Below are 22,934 nucleotides of genomic sequence, written 5' to 3'. Positions count from 1 at the left end.
TGCTTGTGCCAAATCGAGGGGATGGATAAAAATCCATTATTAAACAGTACTTTAACTTTGTCTTCGAACGCTTGAAATGTGTAAGCCAACGCCTTTTTCATGGGCAACTATGAAAGCTTTTCAATTGCAGGCGGTAAAAACGTCATAGTCGTACAGCCAACAAAGCGTATTATTTTTACCTTTCACAGTGCGCCAGGTGAAGATGTGCTGCGTAGTAGCTATTATCGGAAAAAGAAGGAAGAAAAATGGATTGTAACGTTGCCCCAAGCACAACCTATCACGAGTGTAATACCCTCACGACAACGCGTCGTAGACGGGGAAAAGGATTTGAATACTTCCATCTTGATAAGGAAAAGATAACCAGTCGTACTTACTTAAAACGAATGCGAGAGCTGGTTGTGCCTCCTATGTGGCGTGATGTACGTATTAGCGCTTGCCAGTACAATAAGGTGCAGGCCGTTGGCGTTGATGGCAAAGGAAAGCGACAATACATTTACCACGCCCATTGGCAATTGGCGCAACAGCAAAAAAAATTTGCCAAATTAGGTGAATTCGCTGCTCAGCTTCCGAATGCGCGAGGGCAATGCTTATCCTTATTGGCAGAACCTGATTGGACGAAAGACAAAGTGTGCGCGCTTGGGTGCGCAATCTTAGACCTTACCGCGATTCGTGTAGGCAATAATAATTATTACAAAGCCAATGAAACGTGTGGGTTAACCACGCTTCGACGCAAGCATGTGGATATTAAAGACGACCATGTACAATTTAGCTTTAAAGGTAAACACGCAAAACACCGAGAGGTGCGCATTGACGATACTGAGCTTGCTGAATTAGTGGCTTCAAGTGCAGAGCAACAAGGGTATAGCTTGCTACGTTATTATCAACAAGGCCAATGGCATGACCTGCAAAGTGATGATATTAACGAATTTATCCACCGTGTTTTTGGCGGCCACTTTAGTGCCAAAGATTATCGTACCTGGGCGGGGACGCGAATGGCGGTACGCTTTGCCCACGTAGCCGCAGAGCAGGTACAGGCGCACCCAAGGCGCAAATTTAAGTCTCAACTGGTTAAACTCGTTGCCAAGCAATTAGGCAATACCGCGAACATTTGCGAACAGTATTATATTCACCCGAAGGTGTTAGAACACCTCAGCGAACACTATGAAAATGAACACCCGTTTGCGCATTTTGACGCGACACCGCGCTCTTTAGCCGAGGAGTTGGACATGGATGAGAGGCATGCGTTAGAGATTATTACCGGGCGATGACGTAACAGGCCATTTCTGCGGCCTGTTACTGTCGGGGGGATTACTGTTTAGCGTAAGTGCGCAGCATAATATCGACATACGCCGTCATAAAGGCTTGCTCTTGAAACTTCTTCAGTCCCGTATCAGCAAACTCAATAGGTAATGGATTGCGCTTAAGCTGTTCTTTCATCTCTGTGGCACTAATAATGTGCACATCTAAGTTAGTTATCAGCTGCAGTGCCGCTTCCATTTTAAAGCCAACCGCGCCGCCAGCGAACTTACCTTTATGAGGTCGCGCTTTGATGGCGATAGCATCCACTTGGTAATCTTCCATCAGCTTTTTAAAGTCGCGATGAAACTTTTGGATTTCTTCAGTATCGTTGGCATCGCTTAAAACAAAACGTGTTTGGCGCACATCACGGATGTCAAACACATCATTTTCTTTACTTAGAAGGCATAGTAAAACTTCACTGCCTTTTATTTCTACGCCGCAAGTATGCATAGTCAAATATCACCTTTTTTATCAATGGCATTAGTATATCAGAAGCGCATACAAAATTTGTTAAGAAAATTAGCAGACGAGCCTTGTATTTACCTCTATAGCGCGCCAAAATAGCGCCTTGCTCACGCTTTGTGGGCGGCAGTATCATCGCAATGCTTGTTGGTATAAGCGTTGATTAGACTTATTAAATAGACAAATAAATACACGTGGCGCGGCGTAGGTGTCACCACTGTACAAGGATTAAACATGCCAGTAATTACTCTTCCTGACGGCAGTCAGCGTTCATTCGAAAACCCTGTATCCACGTTAGACGTAGCACAAGACATCGGCCCAGGCCTTGCCAAAGCGACCATCGCTGGGCGTGTTAACGGTGAGCGTGTTGACGCCTGTGATTTAATCAGCGAAGACGCACGGTTAGAGATCATCACCGCAAAAGATGAAGACGGTCTAGAAATTATCCGTCACTCCTGTGCGCACCTTATCGGCCACGCCATTAAGCAATTGTATCCTGATGCAAAAATGGCCATTGGTCCAACTATCGACAACGGCTTTTATTATGATGTCGATATGGAGCACTCGCTGACGCAAGAAGATTTAGAAGCGCTTGAAAAGCGTATGAAAGAACTTGCGAAAACCAAATACGACGTGGTTAAGAAGACCGTGAGCTGGCAACAGGCCCGCGACACGTTTGAACAACGTGGCGAACCTTATAAAGTTGAAATCTTAGACGAGAATATCGCTAAAGATGACCGCCCTGGTTTATACCACCACGAAGAGTACGTGGATATGTGTCGTGGTCCTCACGTACCTAATATGAGCTTTTGTCAGCACTTTAAATTGATGAAAGTAGCCGGTGCATACTGGCGTGGCGACTCTGACAATAAAATGTTGCAGCGTATTTATGGCACCGCATGGGGTGATAAAAAGCAACTTAAAGGCTACTTGCAGCGCTTAGAAGAAGCGGAAAAACGCGATCACCGTAAAATCGGTAAAGCCCTCGATTTATGGCACTGGCAAGAAGAAGCGCCAGGTATGGTGTTTTGGCACAATGATGGTTGGAGCATTTACCGCGAGCTCGAAGAGTTTGTTCGCGAAAAACTGCGCGAATATGACTATGAAGAGGTAAAAGGGCCGCTAATGATGGACCGTGGACTGTGGGAAAAATCAGGCCACTGGGACAAATACGGCGATGCCATGTTCACCACGGAGTCAGAGAAACGTGAGTATGCTATTAAACCAATGAACTGTCCTGGTCACGTGCAGATTTTCAACCAAGGTTTGAAATCTTACCGTGACTTGCCTTTGCGTATGGCTGAATTTGGTTGTTGTCACCGTAACGAGCCATCGGGTGCGTTACACGGTTTGATGCGCGTACGTGGCTTTACTCAAGACGATGCTCATGTTTTCTGTACAGAAGAGCAAATCTTGCAAGAGGTGACGGCGTGTATCGATATGGTTTATGACACTTATTCGACCTTTGGGTTTGAAAAGATTGTTGTAAAGCTTTCTACACGCCCGGAAAAGCGCATCGGTGAAGATGAATTGTGGGATAAAGCCGAGAAAGCCTTGGCGCAGGCATTGAGCGATAAAGACATTGAATTCGAATACCTACCAGGTGAAGGTGCCTTCTATGGTCCGAAAATTGAATTTACTTTGTATGATTGCTTAGAGCGAGCGTGGCAGTGTGGTACAGTACAGCTAGACTTTATGTTACCAGGACGTCTTGGCGCAACTTATGTGGCTGAAAACAATGAGCGTCGCACTCCGGTGATGATTCACCGTGCTATTCTGGGTTCAATCGAACGCTTTATCGGTATTTTGACCGAAGAATACGCAGGGCTGTTCCCAACCTGGCTTGCTCCTAAGCAGGTGGTGATTATGAATATCACTGACAAACAGTCTGATTATGTGCACGAAGTTGTACAAAAATTGAATAAACTGGGTATTCGCGCCGCAGCCGACTTGAGAAATGAGAAAATTGGCTTTAAAATTCGCGAACATACTTTAAAACGTATTCCTTACTTGCTAGTTGTTGGTGACAAAGAAGTAGAGCAGCAAGAAGTGGCAGTAAGAACACGTACAGGTGAAGACCTAGGTAAATTTAAAGTCGATGACTTTATCACTAAAATCACAAATGAAATTAAAACAAGACAGTAATTTGTGATCGAAAGGGTGTATCAAACAGTATCGAATACACCCTTTTAGTTTTTAATATTCTTGGAGGAACGTACCATTAGAGGCGGAAAAAAGGGCCAACAACAGGTCCAAAAAAATCGTATTAACGAAGATATTACGGCAAAAGAAGTTCGACTAATTGACTTTGAAGGTGAACAAGCAGGCATCGTGTCCCTGAGTGAAGCTCAGTCAATGGCGGATGAGGCGGGTGTCGATCTAGTAGAGATCAGCCCAAATGCTGAACCCCCCGTTTGTAAGGTAATGGACTACGGTAAGTTCCTTTTTGAAAAAAGCAAAGCGCAAAAAGAACAGAAGAAGAAGCAAAAGCAAATTCAGGTTAAGGAAGTTAAGTTCCGCCCTGGTACAGACATTGGTGACTACCAAGTTAAGCTTCGTAATCTAACCAAGTTCTTAGAAGCTGGCGATAAGGCAAAAGTAACGATCCGTTTCCGTGGTCGTGAAATGGCCCACCAAGAAATTGGTATCGAGCTTTTGAATCGCATTAAAGATGATCTGCAAGAGTTGGCACAGGTCGAGTCATTCCCGAAAAAAGTGGAAGGCCGCCAAATGATCATGATGCTAGCGCCGGTGGCTAAAAAATAGTATACTCCGCGCGTTTAACGAATTAGTGCAGGTTTACAAGCCACATGACTTATTTTCTAAGTCAGTGGCACCTGTATCTATCCGGTTGAAGTAGGGCGCTTTTTTAAGCGCTCTCACCGGTTTTGGGAGTAAGTTGGGCCAAAAAAGTGTTTGTGAACTCAAACCGCCTGCTTGCTAAATTTAAGCAATATCAATTGGAGTTATTGCAATGGCTTATAAGCTAAAAACACACCGTGGCGCCGCTAAGCGCTTCAAGAAAACTGCTTCTGGTGGTTTCAAGCGTAAACAAGCGCACCTTCGTCACATTCTGACCAAGAAAACCTCTAAGCGTAAGCTTCACCTACGTCCTAAGCTAATGGTTCACAAGAACGATCACGGCTTAGTTTCTCGTATGTTACCATTCGCTTAATAGGGGTATAGAATAATGGCAAGAGTAAAACGCGGTACTATCGCGCGCGCACGTCACAAGAAAGTTTTAAAGCAAGCTAAAGGTTACTACGGTGCACGTTCACGTGTTTACCGCGTAGCTTTCCAAGCGGTTACTAAAGCGGGTCAATACGCTTACCGTGACCGTCGTGCGAAGAAACGTACTTTCCGTCAACTATGGATTGCACGTATCAACGCAGCAGCTCGTCAAAATGGTTTGTCTTACAGCCGTTTCATCAACGGTCTTAAGAAAACTTCTGTAGAAATCGATCGTAAGATCCTTGCAGATATCGCTGTTTATGACCAAACTGCATTCGCAGCATTAGTAGCTAAAGCGAAAGAAGGTCTTTCAGCTTAATCTACCTGTGTTAGCAGAAGAAAGGAGCCTTTTGGCTCCTTTTTTAATGCCTGAAAATCACGTCTATAGCCATTAGCGCGACTTGGTAAGCACCCAGTCAAGCCAGCTGCTTGGTAAAATACGTTTAAGAAAACCGAATAGATAGGTGGGCGTGGTAACATAGTAACGAGCCTGCGGGCGTTGCGATTCTAACGCATGCACCAAGCGTTTATAAACCGCTTCAGGTCCAAGGGTAAAAGGCTGAGGGCCACTGGTGGATTCCAACCGCCGCTGCTGCGCTAAATAATTATCTCGGTGCGCACTTTTTTCGATATCAATGCCTGAGGTTAAAAATGCGTGCAGTGCATTATCACGAAAGCGCGAACTGATCGGCCCAGGCTCAATCAAAGAAATATATACGCCGGAACCTTGTAGCTCTAAGCGCAAGGTATCTGTTAATCCCTCCAAAGCAAATTTACTGGCATTATAAGCGCCGCGATAGGGTAAGGTGACTAACCCCAACACCGATGAATTTTGGATGATACGGCCATGACCTTGTTGGCGCATCTTTTTACATACTAATTGAGTAAGGTGATGCCAACCGAAAACATTGGTTTCAAATTGCCGGCGCAGTGCTGCCACGGGTAAATCTTCCACAGCGCCAGGTTGGCCATAAGCGCCATTATTGAACAAGGCGTCTAGTTTACCGCCGCTAAAAGCCAGGGCATCGGCTAGCCCTTGTTCAATAGAGTCAGTGTCGGTGTAATCAAGCTGCACACAGGTGATGCCTTGTTCGTTGAGAGCACGTACGTCGTCTACATTGCGACAACTAGCGATCACTTGGTAACCGCGCTTTTGCAGTTGTTTAGCGCAGTAATAGCCTATGCCGCTAGAGCAGCCAGTGATAAGAATGGTTTTCATAATTTGCACTCAGTGCCAACGTCATAGCGAAAAACTACCATTTCGTCGCAATCCTGGCCACCTTTAAAGCCCCCTTGTTATACTCAAATACAGCAAAACAACAACAAAAAGAGCGTATTATGTTTACCAGCTTGTTATTAGCCACGGCCCTAGCCGCTGATGCCCACTTGCCCAAACTGATCCCTTGGCAAGGCCAAAGCGAAGCGTTGATGCAGCAACAAGGCGTGTTAACCACGGCGTTTGAACACTCTGGGGGAATGATCTCTCCCGACTATCAAGCGACGATGGCCTATTTAAAGCGTTTACAACAGGCCAACCCGACGCAGTTCAGCCTAGTTAAAATAGGCCAAAGTGACGCTGGCCGTGATATCAATATGCTGGTTGCCAGCGAGCAAGGAAATAATAGCGCGGCGCACATTGCTAATAGCGACAAACCCACGTTATTGATTCAAGCGGGTATTCACAGTGGTGAAATTGACGGTAAAGACGCAGGCTTTATGTTGTTACGAGACATTGCCACCGGTAAACGATTGGATATCTTAAAAAGCGTTAACCTACTGTTTATACCGATTTTAAACGTCGACGGTCACGAGCGTGCCAGTGCCTATAATCGCATCAACCAGCGCGGTCCTGCTGTTATGGGTTTTCGAACCAATGGTCAAAACCTCAATTTAAACCGTGACTTTACTAAGCTTGATACCCCAGGCGTGCGCGCATTAGCAGGGGTTGTTAATCAGTATCAACCCAGTCTGTACCTCGATATTCATGTTACCGATGGCGCAGATTATCAATACGATATTACCTATGGTTATGCGCCAACATTCGCCAGCGCCACACCAAAAGTGACAGCCGCGATGGATCAATGGATAGCGCCTGTTATTGATCAGAAACTTGAAGAAATGGGGCATATTCCAGGGCCTTTAGTGTTTGTCATGGATAAAATGGATTTTGCTAAAGGTCTTGCTGGGTGGGTAGCTGGACCTCGCTATTCAAATGGTTGGGGCGAGTTACGCCATTTACCCACCATTTTGGTAGAAAACCATTCGCTTAAGCCTTATAAGCAACGGGTATTGGGTACTTATGTGCTCATTGATGGCGCTATCACGGCCTTGACCCGCCATGGCGATGATATCAGCGCGGCCGTGGCACAGTCTAAAGCGCAGCAGCAAGAACGCCTCGTTGTTGAACGTAGCTATGCCAAAGAGCCTGATACCATTGCCTTTAAGGGGATTGCCTATGATTACTATGAAAGCACAGCAACGGGTGCTAAAGAAGTACGTTATTTAGGCAAACCTAAGCATTATGATGCGTTACCCATCTTCTGGCAAAAGGAGGTAAAAACCGAGGTTGATGTGCCCAAGGCTTTCTATATTCCACGCCAGTATACTGATGTGATCGCGACCTTAAAAATGCAGGGGGTTGAAATAGAGGCTGTTACAGCAGACATCGAGTTGCCATTGGCACAAGCACGTATTATTAATCATCAATTTGCTCAAGCACCATTTGAGGGACGCTTTCGCGTTAGTGCAGAGTTTGATTACAGCACGGCTAAAACGCCAGTAAATAAACAGTGGCTGAAGGTAAGCACGAAACAACCCTTAGGGCTTTTGGCTACACATATGCTTCACCCAGAGGCACCAGACTCATTGTTCCAGTGGGGCTTCTTCCACAGTATTTTTCAGCGCACTGAGTATGTTGAGAACTATGCACTTGCTCCATATGCCCAGCAAATGCTTGAGTCCAACCCGGATATCGCCGAGCGTTACAATGCCAAACTTGAAGATGAAGACTTTGCAAACGACAATGATGCTCGCAGAGCTTGGCTTTATGCGCAAACACCGTATTATGATCAGCATTATTTGCACTACCCAATATTAATGCAGTTTTAACTTATGAAAATTACCACCATTCCTGTTACCCCCTTTATGCAAAATTGCCGCATATTGCAATGCGCACAAAGTGGTCAGGCCGCTATTATCGACCCCGGTGGCGATAGTGATAAAATCATCCATGCGTTAACACAGCGCGGCATTGAGCCCAGTGTAATTTGGTTAACTCATGGCCATTTAGATCATGTTGGTGCAGCGGATACATTGCGCAAACATTACCAAATCGACATTGTTGGCCCGCAACGAGATGAGCAATTTTGGTTTGATGCCTTGGCGCAGCAGGCTCAGATGTTTGGCTTTGCGCCGCAAGTGCCTTTTTTGCCGAATACCTGGCTCGAGCATGGGCAAACAATAAGTTTAGGTGAGCAGCAATTTGAAGTACGCCATTGCCCAGGACATACGCCAGGGCACGTGATTTTTGTTTGTCATAGTCATAAGCTTGCCGTTGTTGGCGATGTGATTTTTAAAGGTTCAATAGGGCGAACGGACTTTCCTAAAGGCGACGGCCCGACATTAATCGCTTCTATCAAACGAGAGGTGCTTAGCCTAGATGATGACTATCGATTGCTTAGCGGTCATGGTGAAGAGACCTCGGTAGGACAAGAGCGCCTTAAAAACCCGTTTATTAGCGGAAAATTCGGTTAAAAAGTACAGACGAAAACCCCTGCGTTATGTATAATTTTACCTAATTCACAATTAAAAAAGAAAAATCAATGTCATTAAACCAAGTTGACCGTCAGATCTTGGCATTGCTGCAACAGGATGCCAGTTTATCGACCGCCGAAATAGCCGATCAAGTCGGCCTTTCCCAATCGCCATGTTGGCGCCGTATTGCACGTCTTGAGCAGGAGGGCTATATCAAAGGCAAAGTGGCCTTGCTAGATGAGAAGCAGCTTGGCTTCGATATGCTGGTATACGCCCATGTACGTTTGTCTAACCATGGCCGAGACCAGCTCGCAGATTTTGAAAAGCTGATTATGAGCTATGATGAAGTCACAGAATGCTACACCATGGCCGGTACCATGGACTTTATGCTGCGTATTATCTCCAAAGGCATTGAAGGCTATGAACAGTTCGTTCGAGACCACTTATTAAGCCTTCCCTATGTGCAAGAAGTACATTCGAATGTGACTATGACCTGTGTTAAGCGCTCCACCGCACTGCCACTGTAAAAGTGGCAGTAAGCCTGCCTTCAGCTTTTTACTCAATTGTTAATTTCTCGGTATTTTGCTAGACTCTGCGGCCTTTTCGAAGAGCTCTGCCTAACGTACACGAGGAATGAATGTTTAACTTATTAAGCAAAGCCCCAAGCTCTGCTAAAAACGATATATTGTCTGGATTAACGGTGGCCCTAGCGCTGGTACCCGAAGCCGTTGCCTTTGCTTTTGTAGCCCAAGTAGACCCTCTGGTTGGTTTATACGCAGCCTTTATTGTTGGCCTAATAACTTCTTTATTAGGCGGTCGCCCGGGCATGATATCTGGCGCCACCGGTGCCCTTGCTGTTGTCATGACCTCCCTCGTCGTGACCCATGGGGTAGAGTACCTGTTTGCCACGGTGGTGTTGATGGGCATACTGCAAATTCTTGCTGGGGTCTTTAAACTTGGTAAGTTTATTCGTATGGTGCCGCACCCTGTGATGCTGGGGTTTGTTAACGGCTTGGCCATTGTTATCTTTCTCGCTCAACTTGGCCAATTTAAAGTACTTGGCGACGATGGCCAAATGCAGTGGATGCAAGGCGAAATGATGGCTACCATGCTGGGCCTGGTTGCTTTGACCATGGCTATTATTCATTTTTTACCTAAACTAACCACTGCTATTCCTTCAAGTTTGGCAGCGATTGTCGTGGTGACGGGCTTAGTTTTAGGGTTAGATTTAGAAGCCCGCACGGTTATCGACTTTGTTAAAGATATGACCGGTGATGCCAGCGCCACAATCGCCGGTGGTTTGCCTGAGTTCCATATTCCTCAAGTGCCGCTCAACTGGGAAACATTCCAAATCATCCTACCATACGCCGTGATTCTTGCCGCCATTGGTCTAATCGAGTCGTTACTAACGCTTACGCTAATTGACGAAATCACAGACACCCGTGGTCAAAGTAATAAAGAATGCATGGGCCAGGGCGCAGCGAACTTAACCTGTGGTTTCTTTGGCGCGATGGGTGGCTGTGCCATGATTGGCCAATCAATGATTAATATCAACTCAGGTGGCCGCAGTCGTTTGTCTGGTGTGACAGCGGCTCTGATGCTACTGGCCTTCATTTTGTTTGCTGCAAGCTATATTGAGATGGTGCCTCTGGCGGCACTGGTTGGCGTTATGTTTATGGTGGTTATTGGCACTTTTGAATGGTCAAGTTTCCGCATTATGCGCAAAGTACCTAAATCTGACGCCTTCGTTATCTTTTTGGTCAGTGCCGTAACTGTGGCCACAGACTTAGCCATTGCGGTCTGCGTCGGTATTATTGTCTCTGCGTTAGTGTTTGCTTGGCAGCATGCCAAACATATTTACACCGAAAGCTACATTGATGAAGAGGGGTCAAAAGTATATGAACTACATGGACCTTTGTTCTTTGGCTCAGTGAAAAACTTTATTGAGTTATTTGATGTTAAGAATGACCCTAAAGATGTCATTGTAGAATTCAAGCATAGCCGGGTTGCCGATCACAGTGCCATTGAAGCTATAGATAACCTCGCTGAGAAATACACCAAGCAAGGTAAAACCTTACACCTACGTCATGTTAGCCCTGACTGTAAGCAACTACTGCATAAAGCGCGCGATTTAGTCGAGATCAATGTTATTGAAGACCCCAAATACCGCGTTGCTTCCGATAAACTCGGATAACATTTAATAACAGGCCGGCGTCATGCTGGCCTTTTTTATTCAGGCACAATTAACGTTTTCACCCTAAACTGGATAGCATTATTTGCTAATGGGTAAAAACATGAAAAAGCTTATTTCTCTAATACTTACATCAGGCATCGCATTCGGTGCTCATGCCGCCAGCATCCCTGATGAGCCTCACGTTCAAGTTACTGGTGTAGGGGAGGTGTGGGGCACTCCCGACAAGGTCACGTTGAATGTCAGTGTCAATGAACACAGCAAGGATGTTGTTGCGGCAAAGAAAGCGGCTGATGACAAACTTGCGGCCATGATTCTGGCGTTAAAAGAGCAGGGAGTTGCCAGCAAAGATATTCACGCTAGCCAACTGAATGTGCGCAGCAAAACGCGTTACAACCGCGATACTCAAACCAACGAATTTGATGGTTATGAAGTCAGTCGTAACCTCAGCATCATTTTGCGCAATATTGATAGCTATGCGCAAACTCTGCAAGGCCTTATTCAGCAAGGAGCAAATCAAGTAGGGCAGTCGCAATTTGGTTTAACCAATCATGATGAGCTTTTTAGCCAAGCGCAGCAAAAAGCATTCAAAGATGCAAACGCCAAAGCTAACACCTACGCAGAAGGTTTCAACGCCCGCATTGAAAAGGTTTATAGTATCAGCGCCCAACAAGATTACGCGCGCCCAATGCCGCAGGTCGAGGCCATGATGGTACGAGCTGATAGCGCCGGTAGCGCGAAAGTGGAAGATGCTTATAACATCGGTGAAATCAAAGTCACTGCGAAAGTGAACGCGGTGTTTTTGCTCGAGGACTAAGGGTATAGAAATTATCATGATGTAGTCATGATATCGAAACGACCTCTCCAACTGCCGGCGGCTAAACGCATTTTGTTTACCGTCGGCACTTTTCTTTTTACTCCAAGCCCTGTAAGTTCTTACTCAAATTTTGATTTGTTAAGGGGTTAAGGTGATAGTCTCAATTTACGCTGCAATTTTAGCGCTGGTTTACGTGCAGTTGAGTATGTATGTTGTTAAAGCACGGCGCAAAGCTCAAAAAGCCATAGGTACAGGCGAAGATGAAGGCTTAATACGCGCTATTCGCGCACACGGAAACTTCATTGAGTATGTGCCATTTGCACTGATTCTACTTTTTCTCAATGAGTATCAAGGCTTAGCGAGTCATTATTGCCACCTATTTGGTGCCGCCTTAGTATTAGGGAGGTTACTGCACGCAAGCAATATCGCCCAAAGCAATGAGCAGCTGAAGATTCGCGTGGTGAGCATGGTGCTGACATTCTCTGTCATCGTTTTATTGGCGATTAGCTTACTGCTCGATGCAACATTAGGGCTCTATTTATAAGGCCCTGATTATTTTGTTATTTTAACCTAACGAAAATGGCTATTTCTTTTTCTCAAAATCACCATGGGTAGGGATCGGGTTGCATTTTTTTTGCAGCTCGGTTTTACCCACATTCTCTGGCTTGTCTGAGCTATAAAAGGTCATACGATAACTTTGCTCAACCTCACCAGAGCAGTTTGCTTGCTCTAGCATAGCTTGTTCAAATGACTGCTGTTGTTCAGGGGATGCGCAGCCTGCCAGTGCTGCTGTTAAGATGATGATTGCGTACTTCATTGACTTCTCCTTAATGCCCACACTGTTATAATTTTGAGTATACGTGCGGTAACTCGGGTAATTTTTATATTCAAAGCGCTTTATAGATTTTCTTGGTAATTATTTGTAATATCGCAGCTTTATTTGCTAACAAGGACGAGCACATGTATCGCGGTAAACTAGTCAATTGGAATGACGATAAAGGGTTCGGTTTCATCAGCGCACCAGAGCTTTCATCAAATACCTTCATTCACATTTCAACGCTTAAGCACATGAGTCGATCGCCAAAACAAGGCGACTATATTTACTTTGAAGTTGAAAGGCATGAAGGGAAAATGCGCGCGACAAATGCTCGTATAGAGGGAGTTGCCGCGAAGAAATTCGAAACCTCAAAAAGCACCAACAAGCCCGGTGCGAATAAGCTAGTGCCTGTATTAGTGGTTGGGGTAATGTCGGTTCTAGTATTTAACTATTTAGATTTTACCGAACAAGTCGGCAGTCCAAGGGCTATTCAACAAATCCCAGACACCGCATTCGACACCACGCCACGACAAACATTCAAGTGTGATGGGCGCCAGTACTGTAGCCAAATGAGATCACGAGAAGAAGCTGTGTTTTTCATTCGAAATTGTCCGAATACAAAAATGGACGGTGATAACGATGGCAACCCTTGTGAGAGTGACTCAAGGTTTTAAAAAGTAAATGCCTAGCTACAAGCTTTTAACGATGAACCGTAATGAACGCTTTGCTCTGTACGAGGGTAAGATTGATGGGTTCAAAGCGAAAGAGGCTTGTCTGTGTCATACATTAACTAGACGATTGATGTTGGTTAAATAGGTTTGAACTCTATTTAACATAATCGACCTATCAAGTATCGACCACCTATGTAGCCCTTGCTATGACTGGGTTTGTATGTTTTGTAACCTTTAGAATGGGGTGGGGTGAAAAAGCTCATGCGGCTTGCTCCCGCCATAATTTCGCCTTATCGGGGTTTCCTGCCCTCTCTTCCTTCGCAGCCTCAATAGCAGCAACGACTTTCAGCGGTTCTGGGTGCTTTGCAAGTACGGCCAATTCGAGTGCCTTAAAGTCGGAGAATTCTATCTTTCCATTTCGAATTTGACTTACATACTGTCTGGAGAAACCTAACAATTTCGCAATTGAGTAATCAGAGTCAATATTCACGGACTCTTTAAACCAGTCGAGCAGCTCAATCGAGTTGCTTATTTTCATAACTTTTCTTCTTTCAGGTCAGCGGTCTAAAGCAAAGAATACAGTGCTTTTCAGGCTTTGCAACGTTAAGCGATCCATTGACATGTTAAGTATCGCCTTTACTATTTGTTCTGCCAGCAACGTTTAGATCCAAAAACTGCGGTGGCGATTTCAGGTCGGCGGGGCGACTGAGGGGGTAGCATTCCTCAGTTTAGCCCTTGCTTTTTAATTTGGCCTGAATGGAACGTAAGACCTGAAAGGATAAAAGCTAATGAGTAACCAACAAATATCACCTGTAATACTTAAATCTGATAGCGGGCTAGGCAATGAGCTACGCCTTCGCCTCGATGCTCTAATCTCCGGCGTTGCATCAACATCAATCACATATTTTGACAGCCTTAGCTTTGAGTCTGGGCTAGGGCTTTTTGTATTTTGCTGGCAGGACCATCGTCTTGTTTCGATGTTTGAGCTACCACCAAGACAATACCGACTATTAAAGACACAAGCTAAAGCCCTCGGCTTAGAGCAACTTAAAGAACCAGCTTAACCGCTGGTTTTTGCGTTTTTAGCTAAAGCTATCGCAGTAGCTTTAGCTAAGAATGCACTCGTTAAATAAGCGGCTGTGGGGCTTTAGCACTTAGATTGGATCATAGAGTAAGTGGTCTAGGTGTGCCGCAGTTCGTGGGGGGTGAGTGTCCTCATAGGGTTATCACGGGAACAGTACCAATAGCCCTACGTGTACGAAGCGACAGCGGCAACGGCTAGGACAAGCGCCCAACAGGGGTAATACAAGGCTCGCAACCTTGCGCAACATCACCGTTAGGAATACGGCCAACGCTGTGAGAGTGGGCACGGGTACCAGGGGCGCATTAGGTTGAAAGCGCTTGAATAGCCACTCTTGCCGTAACGCTCACCAAAGCGTGCGGCCATCCGAAGCATAGCTTTAGCTAAGCGCCTAGCTTTAGGCCTTTAGCAAAGCTCAACAAGCGGCTTTGGGTGCAGCGCCGACATTGCGATTAGCTTTAGGCCCGATTCAGTTCGGTTAGTTCTTTAGCGGTTCGTAAGGGGCTTGCTGCATCCGAAGCGCAGCGAGGATGTAGCAAGGGGGCAAAGAGTCCCCAGCGGTATAGCGCGCGCATTCTCCAGGAGAAAAGCCCCGCGAGGGGCCAGCATTTTTTTGAGCGAAAGCGGCATTTTGCTTTTGCTCATGCAACCTCAAGGCGCAAGCGAGGTGCAAGGCCCTGCAAGGGCCAGCCTTCGCCGCGCCCGCAAGGGCGCTACCGGGGCAAACCGACCTGAGAAAATTAAAAAAATTTTATTGGGCGGTGTGATATGTGGTCAACAGGCCCGCTAGGGGCTTTGTCCATCATATCCACGGCTTATTGGGTTGTGCGGTAAGTGCGGCAACAAGACGCACCAGCGGCTTTTGTCCACTTATCCACAATTTTCGTTTTTTTGTTTAAAAACAGGCGGTTACATGAGCAACGCAACGCAAGCCACTGATTTAAAATCAGTTTTTTATATCACCATAGAGCAAATGAACGTGCTCGAGCAAGCAATCAAGGGCAGCAACCCCCTTGCTGTGAAAGACAAAGCACTGCAACTGGCTAAATCAACGCGCAAGGCAATCGTGTGCCAGCACAAAATGATTGAAGCGCTAGAAAAACGCTTAGATAAAGCGGAGTCGGCCAATGGGTAAGGAGATATACGGCAAAATCACCTGCCCGCACTGCGGTAGTCGTGACGCAACGGTGCACAAGCAAGCCAGCCGCAACGCGAAATGGTATTACCGATGCTACGACGGCCCCAACGGCCCATGCGGCACGGTGCAAATTCCGTTACCAGGCGGGCAAAAGTTTATCGAAGATAACATGCGGTCATTGAACGAAGCAGAAGCCAGCGAAGCGGCTCACGAAGTTAGCGAGCAGGCCCGCGAGCGTCAGGAACGTGTCGCAGCTAAGGCGCAAAATAAGAAAAGTTTACTATCTCGCATGTTTGAGGATGAGGACGAATGAGTTTACCAAACCAAGACCAACCCACAGACCTAGGCCAAGAAGTTGATTTAGGCCAGCCCGACTTTACCGACATTCTAGATGACGATGCCGACATTACAGAAGCGGTGATGGCTCAAAGCAACACCGAAGGCGCAGCTGGCAGTAATGCCGGCGAAATGATCTGCATCGGTATTAAGTTTGCTACTGATTTTGCGGCCAAGCGCTTTGGCGACCATTGGGCTTTGCAGCAAGGCGAATTGGTGGAGCTATCAGACCGTATTGATGCGGTGATGCCCGAAACAGATCTTTCACCTGGCTGGGCACTGGCTGCAACCGTCGCGGGAATCTTTGGCCCTCGGGCCATGATTGAGTTTGCTAACCAAGCTGAGCAACAACAACTGGAACAACAAGGGGGCCAAGATGACCAAGCGCAAGCCAGCGCCGAAGAAACTAAAGCGCCATGATCCATCCCTTGCGAATGAAAACGTGCTCATTGTCGGGGCCAGCGGCAGCGGTAAGTCAGCATTTTTACGCCAGACAATTGACTTTAAACAGCCGCGCATTGTTGCTTGGGACCCCGACGAGGATTACCGCTTACCACGGGTTAAATCAATGGCCGCATTTGAACGTATGGTCAAGCGTTCAGGGTTTGGGCCAATACGTTGCGCTCTCACAGTTCAGCCCAACGAGGATAACTTCGAGCGTTACGCGCAGCTGGTGTTTGCCATTCTTCACCAAGCCGCCCCAATGGCGGTGATATGCGATGAAATTGCTGATGTTACCCGAGTATCAAAAGCCACCGAGCACTGGGGGCAGCTGTGCCGCAAAATACGAAAGTACGGCGGCAAGCTCTACGCCATTACCCAACGCCCGCAAGAGTGCGATAAAACCATCATGAACCAGGTCGAATATACCTGGTGCGGTGCACTTAAGACCATGGCCAGCTACAAGTATATGGCTGGGGAAATGGGAGTATCTGTGGCTGATTTGCAAAGCATTGAGAACATTCACCGCAAGCAAGTGCAATACTGGATACGCAAAGGAACCGACGCGGCCACACTCGAAACCATTAAATTTTAGGAAGCGCTGTTATGTTTATCCCTCGAGTTTCAAAATGGCATGACCTACAAATAGAACGGGCCAAGCGCAACCACGCCAGGCGAAAACGCAAAGCGCTTAGGCAATCGTGGCTATTAATCTGCGGTGCTTACGCCATCGATGAGGGTAAGGAGCTAAAGCCTAAAACGATAACTGAATTTCAACAATTAATAGATGAGCACTTAGCCAGTAAAAAAATATTGAGCTAAAGCTAAAAATCAATAAATTTTAAGGGGCCGAAATAGCTTTAGTTATAGCTACAGCGGCCCTTTTTTATTCCCGCTTAAATGCTGTCACCCGCTTTGGGTTCTTTACCTAGTGCAACCATTGGAGACAGCACAACATGTTTAGCAAAAATCGTTTAATCACTATCGCTATGACTATCGGTGTTCTCGCCGCAATCAATAAAGTGTCCGCTCTGCGCCCAGTTAAGCGCCTAGTAAATTAAGGGGGGCGGTATGCGAGCGATTGAAAAGTTACCTAATTTCACAGGTGTTGAAGCTGGCAACACAGTATCTCTAAACCTACCTGTCGGCCTGACTTACGACAAAATCCACTTGGCGTATACAGGCGTGCAAGCCAACCAGATTAAAAATATTCGCATTGAAACGAATGGCCGAATGCTCACCGAGTACCGCTCATTGCAGGACTTGCTTGATGAAAACGAGCGTTTTCAGCGTGAAACCCTGGCGGACTATGCCACATTCCACTTTGTGCAAGACCAGCTAGAAAGCGCGCAAAAAGCGGCATTAATTGAGCGTCGTTTCTTCGCCCTGGGCACCGTCGGTTTATCCACGCTGCAACTGAAGTTCGATATTGATAGCGCTGCAACAGCGCCGGAAATCGAAGCATTTGCAGAAAAGAGCGCCCCCGCGCCAGTTGGCTGGGTGTTTAAGCGCCGTTCGTTTATGTACAACCTTATCAACGGTCGCACTGAAATCGACAACTTGCCACGCCCAGATGGTGCGCACATTGCGGGTATTCTTATTAAAGCCCCAGGCATCGATGGCGTCGAGTTCCTAGTCGACAACACCAAGTGGCGCGACTCTATCCCCAAAGCACTGCATAACCACATCAATAAGCAAAATGGCCGCACCGCCATTAGCAATCAGTATTGGATTGATTTCATGCTCGAGGGTGATATGTACGAGTCGCTCAAGCTTGATAAAGCCATTCGTGATATGCGCTTGCGCATTGATGCGACCACGGCGGGCCAAGCTGAGGTGGTCGTGTACTACTTTGCGGATTACGCAAAATCTAGTTTCTAAGGGGGCGTACCATGATGCAACCAACAGGCGGGGCGCAACCAGTATCAAACTGGGGCACCACAATTGGCGGTCTGCTGTCACAAGCGGTCAACGTATACGGTGAGTACGAAGCGATTAAAGCCGCTAAGAACTCATCAGGCCAAGGCCGACTTGAACAGTCTTATTTGCCTGAGTACGACAACGGTGCAGCTGTGCAAGTAGAAGCGCCCAAACAAACGGCGACTCAACAGCCGCAAGAGCCTATGATTTTTGGGGTTCCCCAAAAAACAGTATTAATGGGCTCTGTCGGTTTGCTGCTTGTGGCCCTGTTACTTAAGGGGAAATAGCCATGCGCAATTCACCAAAAGGCTGGCGTTATTTCGCTTACGGGGTCGCTATCGCAGTGGCTGCAAACTTTGTAGCAGAAGGGGTGCGCAAATTGCTGCGTGATGCACCTAATGCGGAGGGTGAGTAATGTTTCCAGGAATGGGCGCAATTGCAGGGCTAGGCGGCATGGGAGGCATGACGAACGGGGCGGGCAGTCCCATTAGTTCAAGTGCCAGTGCTGAAACTGGCGACCAAACACTCAACCAACGCTTTCAAGGCGGAAATTTAAGTTTTGGTGGCGGTACTAACAACCAATTGCTAATTTTAGGCGGCATTGCGGTTGTTGGCCTGTACCTAATGACACGTAAAAAGTAATGCGTATAGCACACATTAGCGAGCTTGAGCACATCAAGGATGCAGCCGGAAGCACCAACGATTACGCCGAAATACGGCAAGAGATAGCAACGAGCCGGGCTTTACTTGTTGAGCACATGGGTTGCTATTGTGTGTTACGCCTGGATGCAGACGGCCTTGTCGTTGTCTGCGCCCAGGGCGCAAATCTAAATCATATCGCGCCGTTAATTGTACGCCTGGGCCAACGCCTTAAGGCGGGCGCAATTCTCTTTCACACCAAACGCCCCGCGCTTAAGCGCTTATTGCGGGCGTATCCGTTTAAATTTCTGATGCACGATAACAACGGGCATCACGTTTACAGGATGGCAATATAATGGGTAGCAGATCTAGATCATCCAGCCGCCAGCAAACCAATAACACTAGCACAACGATTGGTGTATCGGGTGATAACAATGGCTTTCTCACCAATGGTAATGGCAATTCGTTCAACATCACCACAACTGACGGTGGACTGATCGAAGGTGCGGTTGATATGGCCCGTGCGGGCTTCGACTTTGGTGATTCGGCTGTGCGTGGGGGTTATGACCTGGCGCGGGACGTAAACCAGGACTCTTTGCATTTCGCCGAAGGAGTCACAGACCAATTTGCGGGGCTTATCAGCGACGGCTTTAGTTTTGGCGCTGATGTTGTTGGGCAAAACACGAGCTTAGCGCGTGATTCAATCATGGCGCAAAACTACCTGGCGGAAACATCAATAGATGCTAATAGTGAGTTGGCCCGCGACGTAGCTGATTTATCAGAAAGTATGCACGCAACAAACACTGCTTTTGCTCGAGATACGCTGCAAGACTCACTTCTTGCGATTGACAATAGCAATGAACGGGTATCAGAAATGGCGTACTTTACAGCCAACAATAGCAGTAACTTAGCGCGTGATGTTATTGATTATTCTGGCAGCGTAACTCAAGCAGCAATTGCTGAAACTAATGATGCGTACGAGGAAGCTGGGAACCAAACACTATTAGCCCATGAGCAAGCGTTGCAGTTCGCCAACGACGCGAGTCGCTCAGATGGGCAGCAGCTCGCCATCAGCACCAACAAAACAATGATGTACATCGGCATTGCTGCCGCTGGCGCAGTCGTACTTGTTGCGTTAAGTAAGGGGACAAACTAATGCTGTACAAGCAAACAATACGCGCAGGCGAAATGCGCGAAATTTCAAAGCGCGGCCACCACTTCAAGTTGATAAAGTGTCAAACGGCGCTCAGGCTGCGCGTACACGCTAAGAATGAATTGCTTTTAGATACAGAGGTGCGCGCAGGGTTTGAGATTGCGTTTGCAAAAGAGTTTGAGCGCATCGTTATCGAAGCGGAGCAAGAGCAGCGCGTTGAAATATGGGCCGACATTTGGCCGCTTGGCTATGAAGCGCCAGCGCAAAATGCGAATAACTTGGATAGTGCAGTGCTTAATCATTACGGTGATGCTGAATTAACTGTTCCTTTCGAGCCTAACCGATTGAACGTGCGCATGGTATCCGATGCGCCCTGGTGGTATGGCGGCAGCAATGTAACCAAGGAAAGTGGCATTCCCGTTGCGGCCAACCAAGAAGTTGAAATCCCTGGCGCTGCTGAAATTTGGGCAGCAATTGAGCCAAAGGGGGAATATTTGCCTGTGAACAAAGCGCTAGAGCTCGGTAGCGGGTTTATGGTCGCGGATTACGGTCAAACGCGCAACGCCATTTACTTCACGGCTGGCGCTGGGGGAGATTCGTATCTTTACAAAATAACGAAGGAAGGTGTCGAGCGATTAGAGCTGGGCCAATACTACCAGTTAAACACTGGCGGCAAAATTGTGACGGTGTGTGGTGTTGATGAAAATACGTATGCATATACAAGCCGCTACGGGCTGTATCTTACACAGGTTAATGATGAGACAGGAGAGCAAAAAAACTTTGCAATTCCACGCTCAATTAACAGCCCTGGCCAGTACATTTCCCAAGTTCGAGGAATGCAGCACCTAAACGGCAAATACTACCTGGATGCGGTGCTTTTTGAAGATGATGCGCAAGGCGGTAAAACGTATGCCTGTATCGCGGTTTACGATGGTGCGACGTGGGAATACAAGCATAAAATTGAACAAACTCAGCCTGAGTTTAGAGCCTTTTTCAGCAATGGCGTTGACGGCTTTTACACGGTGAATTCTGGTAATGTGAAATTTATACCAGAGGCGGAGTTGGTTGAGCTGAGCGACTACAGCACACGGCCTGTGATTGGGTCGCTCCAAGGTGCGGATGACCACCCTCAGTGGGTCAAATCCGAGGGCCAGGTGCTAGTGTACTTGCCTGGGGCCAATGGCTCAGCTGCGTTGATAAATGATGCCGATAAAACATTTATTAATCTGGGTACTTGTGACGGCGCAATCTTATCAAATGCGGGCGTGACACTGCTCAACAATGGTGAGTTCAACATTACAACAGACCAGGGCAACAGCTACGTGACCGCGCCCGCCCCGCATGATTTTGCCTGGACGACCAGCACAAAAATGTTTTTACAGGGGCCGTTGCTATTTGTAGTCAATAGCGAGTTTTTCGGCCTTTACTCCACAGAAAAGCAACGTGTTGTGGCAAAACAGCGCCTGCGTATTTTAAAGGGGTTTAGCTAGTGAACATAAACCACGTTCTATTGGCCGTCGGGGGACTCATTCTAATTTCAGGAGCATATTTCATGGCACAGGCAAAAGGCTTACGCAACAACAACCCGTTAAACATCAAGTACAGTGGCGATAAGTGGCAGGGCATGACGGGCACAGATGGCCCCTTTGTCGTGTTCGAAACGCCCAAGCATGGCTTGCGAGCAGCAGGGCGCATCTTGCGCACCTATGCGCACACTCACCAGCTGCGCGACATTGAAGGTATTGTCTCACGCTGGGCACCGCCGAGCGAGAACGACACGCAGAACTATATTGAGTTCGTGACAACAAAAACGGGCCTACCACGCAACCAGGCGTTAGACCGCGACACGTACCCGCAAGTGCTCGCGGCAATGATACACATGGAAAACGGCTCACAACCGTTTAGCCTGGACGAAATTCGCCAGGGCTTTGAGTGGGGGTTCTATGGGTAAGTTCTTAACCGTTAACTTTCCTTATTTGCTGCTTGCTGCCGCTGGCCTCTACGTGCTGAAAAAAGGCAAAACCTTTTACAATGCCGCTGATAACATCGCCGCAGGGGTTACGCGCCCCGTGGCCGATGCACTGGCAGAAATTCAGTTTAAGCTTAATGGCTCGGGGTATATCAAATACCCCAACCCAGGGTTTTATCTCAAGCCTGATAAATTGGGCGCTGATTATGAGGTGATAGACCGCACCTGGCTAAAAGCCATGTATTTAACGCATGAGGACCACGGCGATTATATCGAGCAGATATTCGACCCCCAACTCAAGTTAAAGCCAGCCTACTATCCGCTCATAGGGCAAGAGGTGAACGCCTCGACCATCGTTACAGCGCTTAAGGGGTAGGGTATGGACAAGTTCGACTTGCTCCTAGTGAGTAACGTGATCACTGTCTTGGTATGCACGGCCATTAATAAAACGGATATTGCCTGGATAAAGCAAGGAATGCAGCAACTGCGCGACGACATTCAAGCGCTAAGGGATCCAAAGTGACTTGGGAATGGTTAGGGGGCATCTTTGCCCCCGTTAAACAGTGGCTCAAGAACCGCGCTGCCGAGAAGCAAGCCGAGCATGAACGCAACCTCGCCGTCATCCAGAACCAGGCGCGATTGGCCCAAAGCGAAAAGGACTACAACCATGAATGGGAAATGGCGAATTTGCAGGATAAGGACAAAGGGCTGCGTTACTTTTCGTATGCCATGTTCACGGCGCCAATTGTGATCACCGTCATCAGTCCGGCTCATGGCAAAGAGATATTTGCGAATCTAGAGAATGTCCCACCGTGGCTAGTGCAAACGTGGATAGCCATTAATGGCGGTGTGTGGGGGATTTCGTCACTTAAAAATGTCGTGCCGTCGGTGATTGGCAATATCCGTAAAAGCAAAAGCAGTTAAGCCAGTGTAAAGGGCGCTTTGCTATTATAAAATTCTCCTAAAGGATTGGGCCTTGCGTATGCAGGCCCTTTTTTTTGTTCGTACGAACAATG

31 protein-coding genes are annotated in these 22,934 nt (G+C 47.2%); 27 read left to right on the top strand and 4 right to left on the bottom strand.

Annotated elements, in window-relative coordinates:
- Positions 1-245: 245 nt before the first annotated feature.
- Positions 246-1,268, top strand: coding sequence for a DNA topoisomerase IB (locus W04_RS16555; protein WP_082342269.1), 1,023 nt, complete (start codon positions 246-248; stop codon positions 1,266-1,268).
- 40 nt (positions 1,269-1,308) lie between these two features.
- Here W04_RS16555 and W04_RS16550 read toward each other — a convergent pair whose 3' ends face one another.
- On the bottom strand, positions 1,309-1,749 hold the full coding sequence (locus W04_RS16550; protein WP_022944194.1) for a DUF3010 family protein: 441 nt from the start codon (positions 1,747-1,749) through the stop codon (positions 1,309-1,311).
- A 246-nt stretch (positions 1,750-1,995) separates the two neighbouring features.
- Between W04_RS16550 and thrS the strand changes: the two genes are divergently transcribed.
- From thrS to rplT, 4 genes are all read left to right on the top strand, one after another.
- Positions 1,996-3,906, top strand: coding sequence for a threonine--tRNA ligase (gene thrS / locus W04_RS16545; RefSeq protein WP_022944195.1), 1,911 nt, complete (start codon positions 1,996-1,998; stop codon positions 3,904-3,906).
- Positions 3,907-3,966: 60 nt separating this feature from the next.
- A complete protein-coding gene (gene infC, locus W04_RS16540) occupies positions 3,967-4,527 on the top strand; it encodes a translation initiation factor IF-3 (RefSeq protein WP_022944196.1) in 561 nt (186 codons plus the stop codon).
- Between the two features lie 208 nt (positions 4,528-4,735).
- Positions 4,736-4,936: a 50S ribosomal protein L35 gene (gene rpmI, locus W04_RS16535; protein ID WP_022944197.1), complete on the top strand. Its 201-nt coding sequence runs from the start codon at positions 4,736-4,738 to the stop codon at positions 4,934-4,936.
- Positions 4,937-4,951: 15 nt separating this feature from the next.
- Complete coding sequence (gene rplT, locus W04_RS16530; RefSeq protein ID WP_022944198.1) at positions 4,952-5,311, top strand: 50S ribosomal protein L20; 360 nt, start codon at positions 4,952-4,954, stop codon at positions 5,309-5,311.
- Positions 5,312-5,383: 72 nt separating this feature from the next.
- Here the strand turns inward: rplT and W04_RS16525 are convergent, their stop codons facing one another.
- A complete protein-coding gene (locus W04_RS16525) occupies positions 5,384-6,211 on the bottom strand; it encodes an SDR family oxidoreductase (RefSeq protein ID WP_045978871.1) in 828 nt (275 codons plus the stop codon).
- 119 nt (positions 6,212-6,330) lie between these two features.
- On the opposite strand from W04_RS16525, the gene W04_RS16520 reads away from it, so the two are divergent.
- The 6 genes from W04_RS16520 to W04_RS16495 all read left to right on the top strand — a co-directional run bounded on the left by W04_RS16520 (position 6,331) and on the right by W04_RS16495 (position 12,297).
- Complete coding sequence (locus tag W04_RS16520) at positions 6,331-8,100, top strand: M14 family metallopeptidase (protein ID WP_053911650.1); 1,770 nt, start codon at positions 6,331-6,333, stop codon at positions 8,098-8,100.
- A gap of 3 nt (positions 8,101-8,103) precedes the next feature.
- Positions 8,104-8,745: an MBL fold metallo-hydrolase gene (locus tag W04_RS16515; RefSeq protein WP_053911649.1), complete on the top strand. Its 642-nt coding sequence runs from the start codon at positions 8,104-8,106 to the stop codon at positions 8,743-8,745.
- 68 nt (positions 8,746-8,813) lie between these two features.
- The gene (locus tag W04_RS16510; RefSeq protein ID WP_022944202.1) at positions 8,814-9,272 is read left to right on the top strand and encodes an Lrp/AsnC family transcriptional regulator; all 459 of its coding nucleotides are present in this window, start codon (positions 8,814-8,816) and stop codon (positions 9,270-9,272) included.
- Between the two features lie 110 nt (positions 9,273-9,382).
- Positions 9,383-10,939, top strand: a complete 1,557-nt coding sequence (locus W04_RS16505) for a SulP family inorganic anion transporter (protein WP_045978789.1) — start codon at positions 9,383-9,385, stop codon at positions 10,937-10,939.
- 100 nt (positions 10,940-11,039) lie between these two features.
- On the top strand, positions 11,040-11,753 hold the full coding sequence (locus W04_RS16500) for an SIMPL domain-containing protein (RefSeq protein WP_197275979.1): 714 nt from the start codon (positions 11,040-11,042) through the stop codon (positions 11,751-11,753).
- A 151-nt stretch (positions 11,754-11,904) separates the two neighbouring features.
- Positions 11,905-12,297: an MAPEG family protein gene (locus tag W04_RS16495; RefSeq protein ID WP_053911647.1), complete on the top strand. Its 393-nt coding sequence runs from the start codon at positions 11,905-11,907 to the stop codon at positions 12,295-12,297.
- Between the two features lie 39 nt (positions 12,298-12,336).
- On the opposite strand, the gene W04_RS16490 is transcribed toward W04_RS16495, so the two are convergent.
- Complete coding sequence (locus tag W04_RS16490; protein WP_022944206.1) at positions 12,337-12,570, bottom strand: hypothetical protein; 234 nt, start codon at positions 12,568-12,570, stop codon at positions 12,337-12,339.
- Positions 12,571-12,713: 143 nt separating this feature from the next.
- Here W04_RS16490 and W04_RS16485 point away from each other — a divergent pair, with 143 nt between their 5' ends.
- Positions 12,714-13,244 (top strand): cold shock domain-containing protein, encoded by a 531-nt coding sequence (locus tag W04_RS16485; RefSeq protein WP_053911646.1) that lies wholly within the window; start codon positions 12,714-12,716, stop codon positions 13,242-13,244.
- Positions 13,245-13,500: 256 nt separating this feature from the next.
- Here W04_RS16485 and W04_RS16480 read toward each other — a convergent pair whose 3' ends face one another.
- Positions 13,501-13,779: a hypothetical protein gene (locus W04_RS16480; RefSeq protein ID WP_053911645.1), complete on the bottom strand. Its 279-nt coding sequence runs from the start codon at positions 13,777-13,779 to the stop codon at positions 13,501-13,503.
- Between the two features lie 250 nt (positions 13,780-14,029).
- On the opposite strand from W04_RS16480, the gene W04_RS16475 reads away from it, so the two are divergent.
- The 15 genes from W04_RS16475 (at position 14,030) to W04_RS16405 (ending at position 22,842) form a co-directional block, all read left to right on the top strand.
- Positions 14,030-14,305: a hypothetical protein gene (locus W04_RS16475; RefSeq protein WP_053911644.1), complete on the top strand. Its 276-nt coding sequence runs from the start codon at positions 14,030-14,032 to the stop codon at positions 14,303-14,305.
- A gap of 930 nt (positions 14,306-15,235) precedes the next feature.
- On the top strand, positions 15,236-15,457 hold the full coding sequence (locus W04_RS16470; protein WP_053911643.1) for a hypothetical protein: 222 nt from the start codon (positions 15,236-15,238) through the stop codon (positions 15,455-15,457).
- Positions 15,450-15,773 (top strand): hypothetical protein, encoded by a 324-nt coding sequence (locus W04_RS16465; protein ID WP_053911642.1) that lies wholly within the window; start codon positions 15,450-15,452, stop codon positions 15,771-15,773. Before W04_RS16470 ends, W04_RS16465 begins: the two co-directional genes overlap by 8 nt.
- Complete coding sequence (locus tag W04_RS16460; protein ID WP_053911641.1) at positions 15,770-16,216, top strand: hypothetical protein; 447 nt, start codon at positions 15,770-15,772, stop codon at positions 16,214-16,216. Before W04_RS16465 ends, W04_RS16460 begins: the two co-directional genes overlap by 4 nt.
- Positions 16,173-16,832: a type IV secretory system conjugative DNA transfer family protein gene (locus tag W04_RS16455; protein WP_053911640.1), complete on the top strand. Its 660-nt coding sequence runs from the start codon at positions 16,173-16,175 to the stop codon at positions 16,830-16,832. The genes W04_RS16460 and W04_RS16455 overlap by 44 nt, the downstream gene beginning before the upstream one ends.
- Before the next feature lie 476 nt (positions 16,833-17,308).
- Positions 17,309-18,118, top strand: a complete 810-nt coding sequence (locus tag W04_RS16445; RefSeq protein ID WP_053911638.1) for a major capsid protein P2 — start codon at positions 17,309-17,311, stop codon at positions 18,116-18,118.
- An 11-nt stretch (positions 18,119-18,129) separates the two neighbouring features.
- Positions 18,130-18,444 (top strand): hypothetical protein, encoded by a 315-nt coding sequence (locus W04_RS16440; RefSeq protein ID WP_053911637.1) that lies wholly within the window; start codon positions 18,130-18,132, stop codon positions 18,442-18,444.
- Positions 18,445-18,446: 2 nt separating this feature from the next.
- Positions 18,447-18,572, top strand: a complete 126-nt coding sequence (locus tag W04_RS19160; RefSeq protein ID WP_269432212.1) for a hypothetical protein — start codon at positions 18,447-18,449, stop codon at positions 18,570-18,572.
- Positions 18,572-18,799 (top strand): hypothetical protein, encoded by a 228-nt coding sequence (locus W04_RS16435; protein ID WP_053911636.1) that lies wholly within the window; start codon positions 18,572-18,574, stop codon positions 18,797-18,799. Before W04_RS19160 ends, W04_RS16435 begins: the two co-directional genes overlap by 1 nt.
- Before the next feature lie 352 nt (positions 18,800-19,151).
- The gene (locus tag W04_RS16425) at positions 19,152-19,952 is read left to right on the top strand and encodes a hypothetical protein (protein WP_053911634.1); all 801 of its coding nucleotides are present in this window, start codon (positions 19,152-19,154) and stop codon (positions 19,950-19,952) included.
- A complete protein-coding gene (locus W04_RS16420) occupies positions 19,952-21,439 on the top strand; it encodes a hypothetical protein (RefSeq protein WP_053911633.1) in 1,488 nt (495 codons plus the stop codon). Before W04_RS16425 ends, W04_RS16420 begins: the two co-directional genes overlap by 1 nt.
- A 62-nt stretch (positions 21,440-21,501) precedes the next feature.
- Positions 21,502-21,900 (top strand): virion protein, encoded by a 399-nt coding sequence (locus W04_RS16415; protein ID WP_231658185.1) that lies wholly within the window; start codon positions 21,502-21,504, stop codon positions 21,898-21,900.
- On the top strand, positions 21,893-22,294 hold the full coding sequence (locus W04_RS16410) for a hypothetical protein (protein WP_053911631.1): 402 nt from the start codon (positions 21,893-21,895) through the stop codon (positions 22,292-22,294). Before W04_RS16415 ends, W04_RS16410 begins: the two co-directional genes overlap by 8 nt.
- Before the next feature lie 3 nt (positions 22,295-22,297).
- Positions 22,298-22,441 carry a hypothetical protein gene (locus W04_RS18915; protein WP_157576504.1) on the top strand — a complete coding sequence of 48 codons (144 nt, stop codon included), beginning with the start codon at positions 22,298-22,300 and terminating at the stop codon, positions 22,439-22,441.
- Positions 22,438-22,842 (top strand): hypothetical protein, encoded by a 405-nt coding sequence (locus W04_RS16405; protein ID WP_053911630.1) that lies wholly within the window; start codon positions 22,438-22,440, stop codon positions 22,840-22,842. The genes W04_RS18915 and W04_RS16405 overlap by 4 nt, the downstream gene beginning before the upstream one ends.
- Positions 22,843-22,934: the final 92 nt, after the last annotated feature.

Source organism: Pseudoalteromonas sp. SW0106-04, from assembly GCF_001293805.1.
GTDB classification, from domain to species: domain Bacteria; phylum Pseudomonadota; class Gammaproteobacteria; order Enterobacterales; family Alteromonadaceae; genus Pseudoalteromonas; species Pseudoalteromonas ruthenica.
The sequence above is the reverse complement of the archived record's forward strand: the minus strand, read 5'-3'. Positions and strand labels throughout refer to the sequence as shown.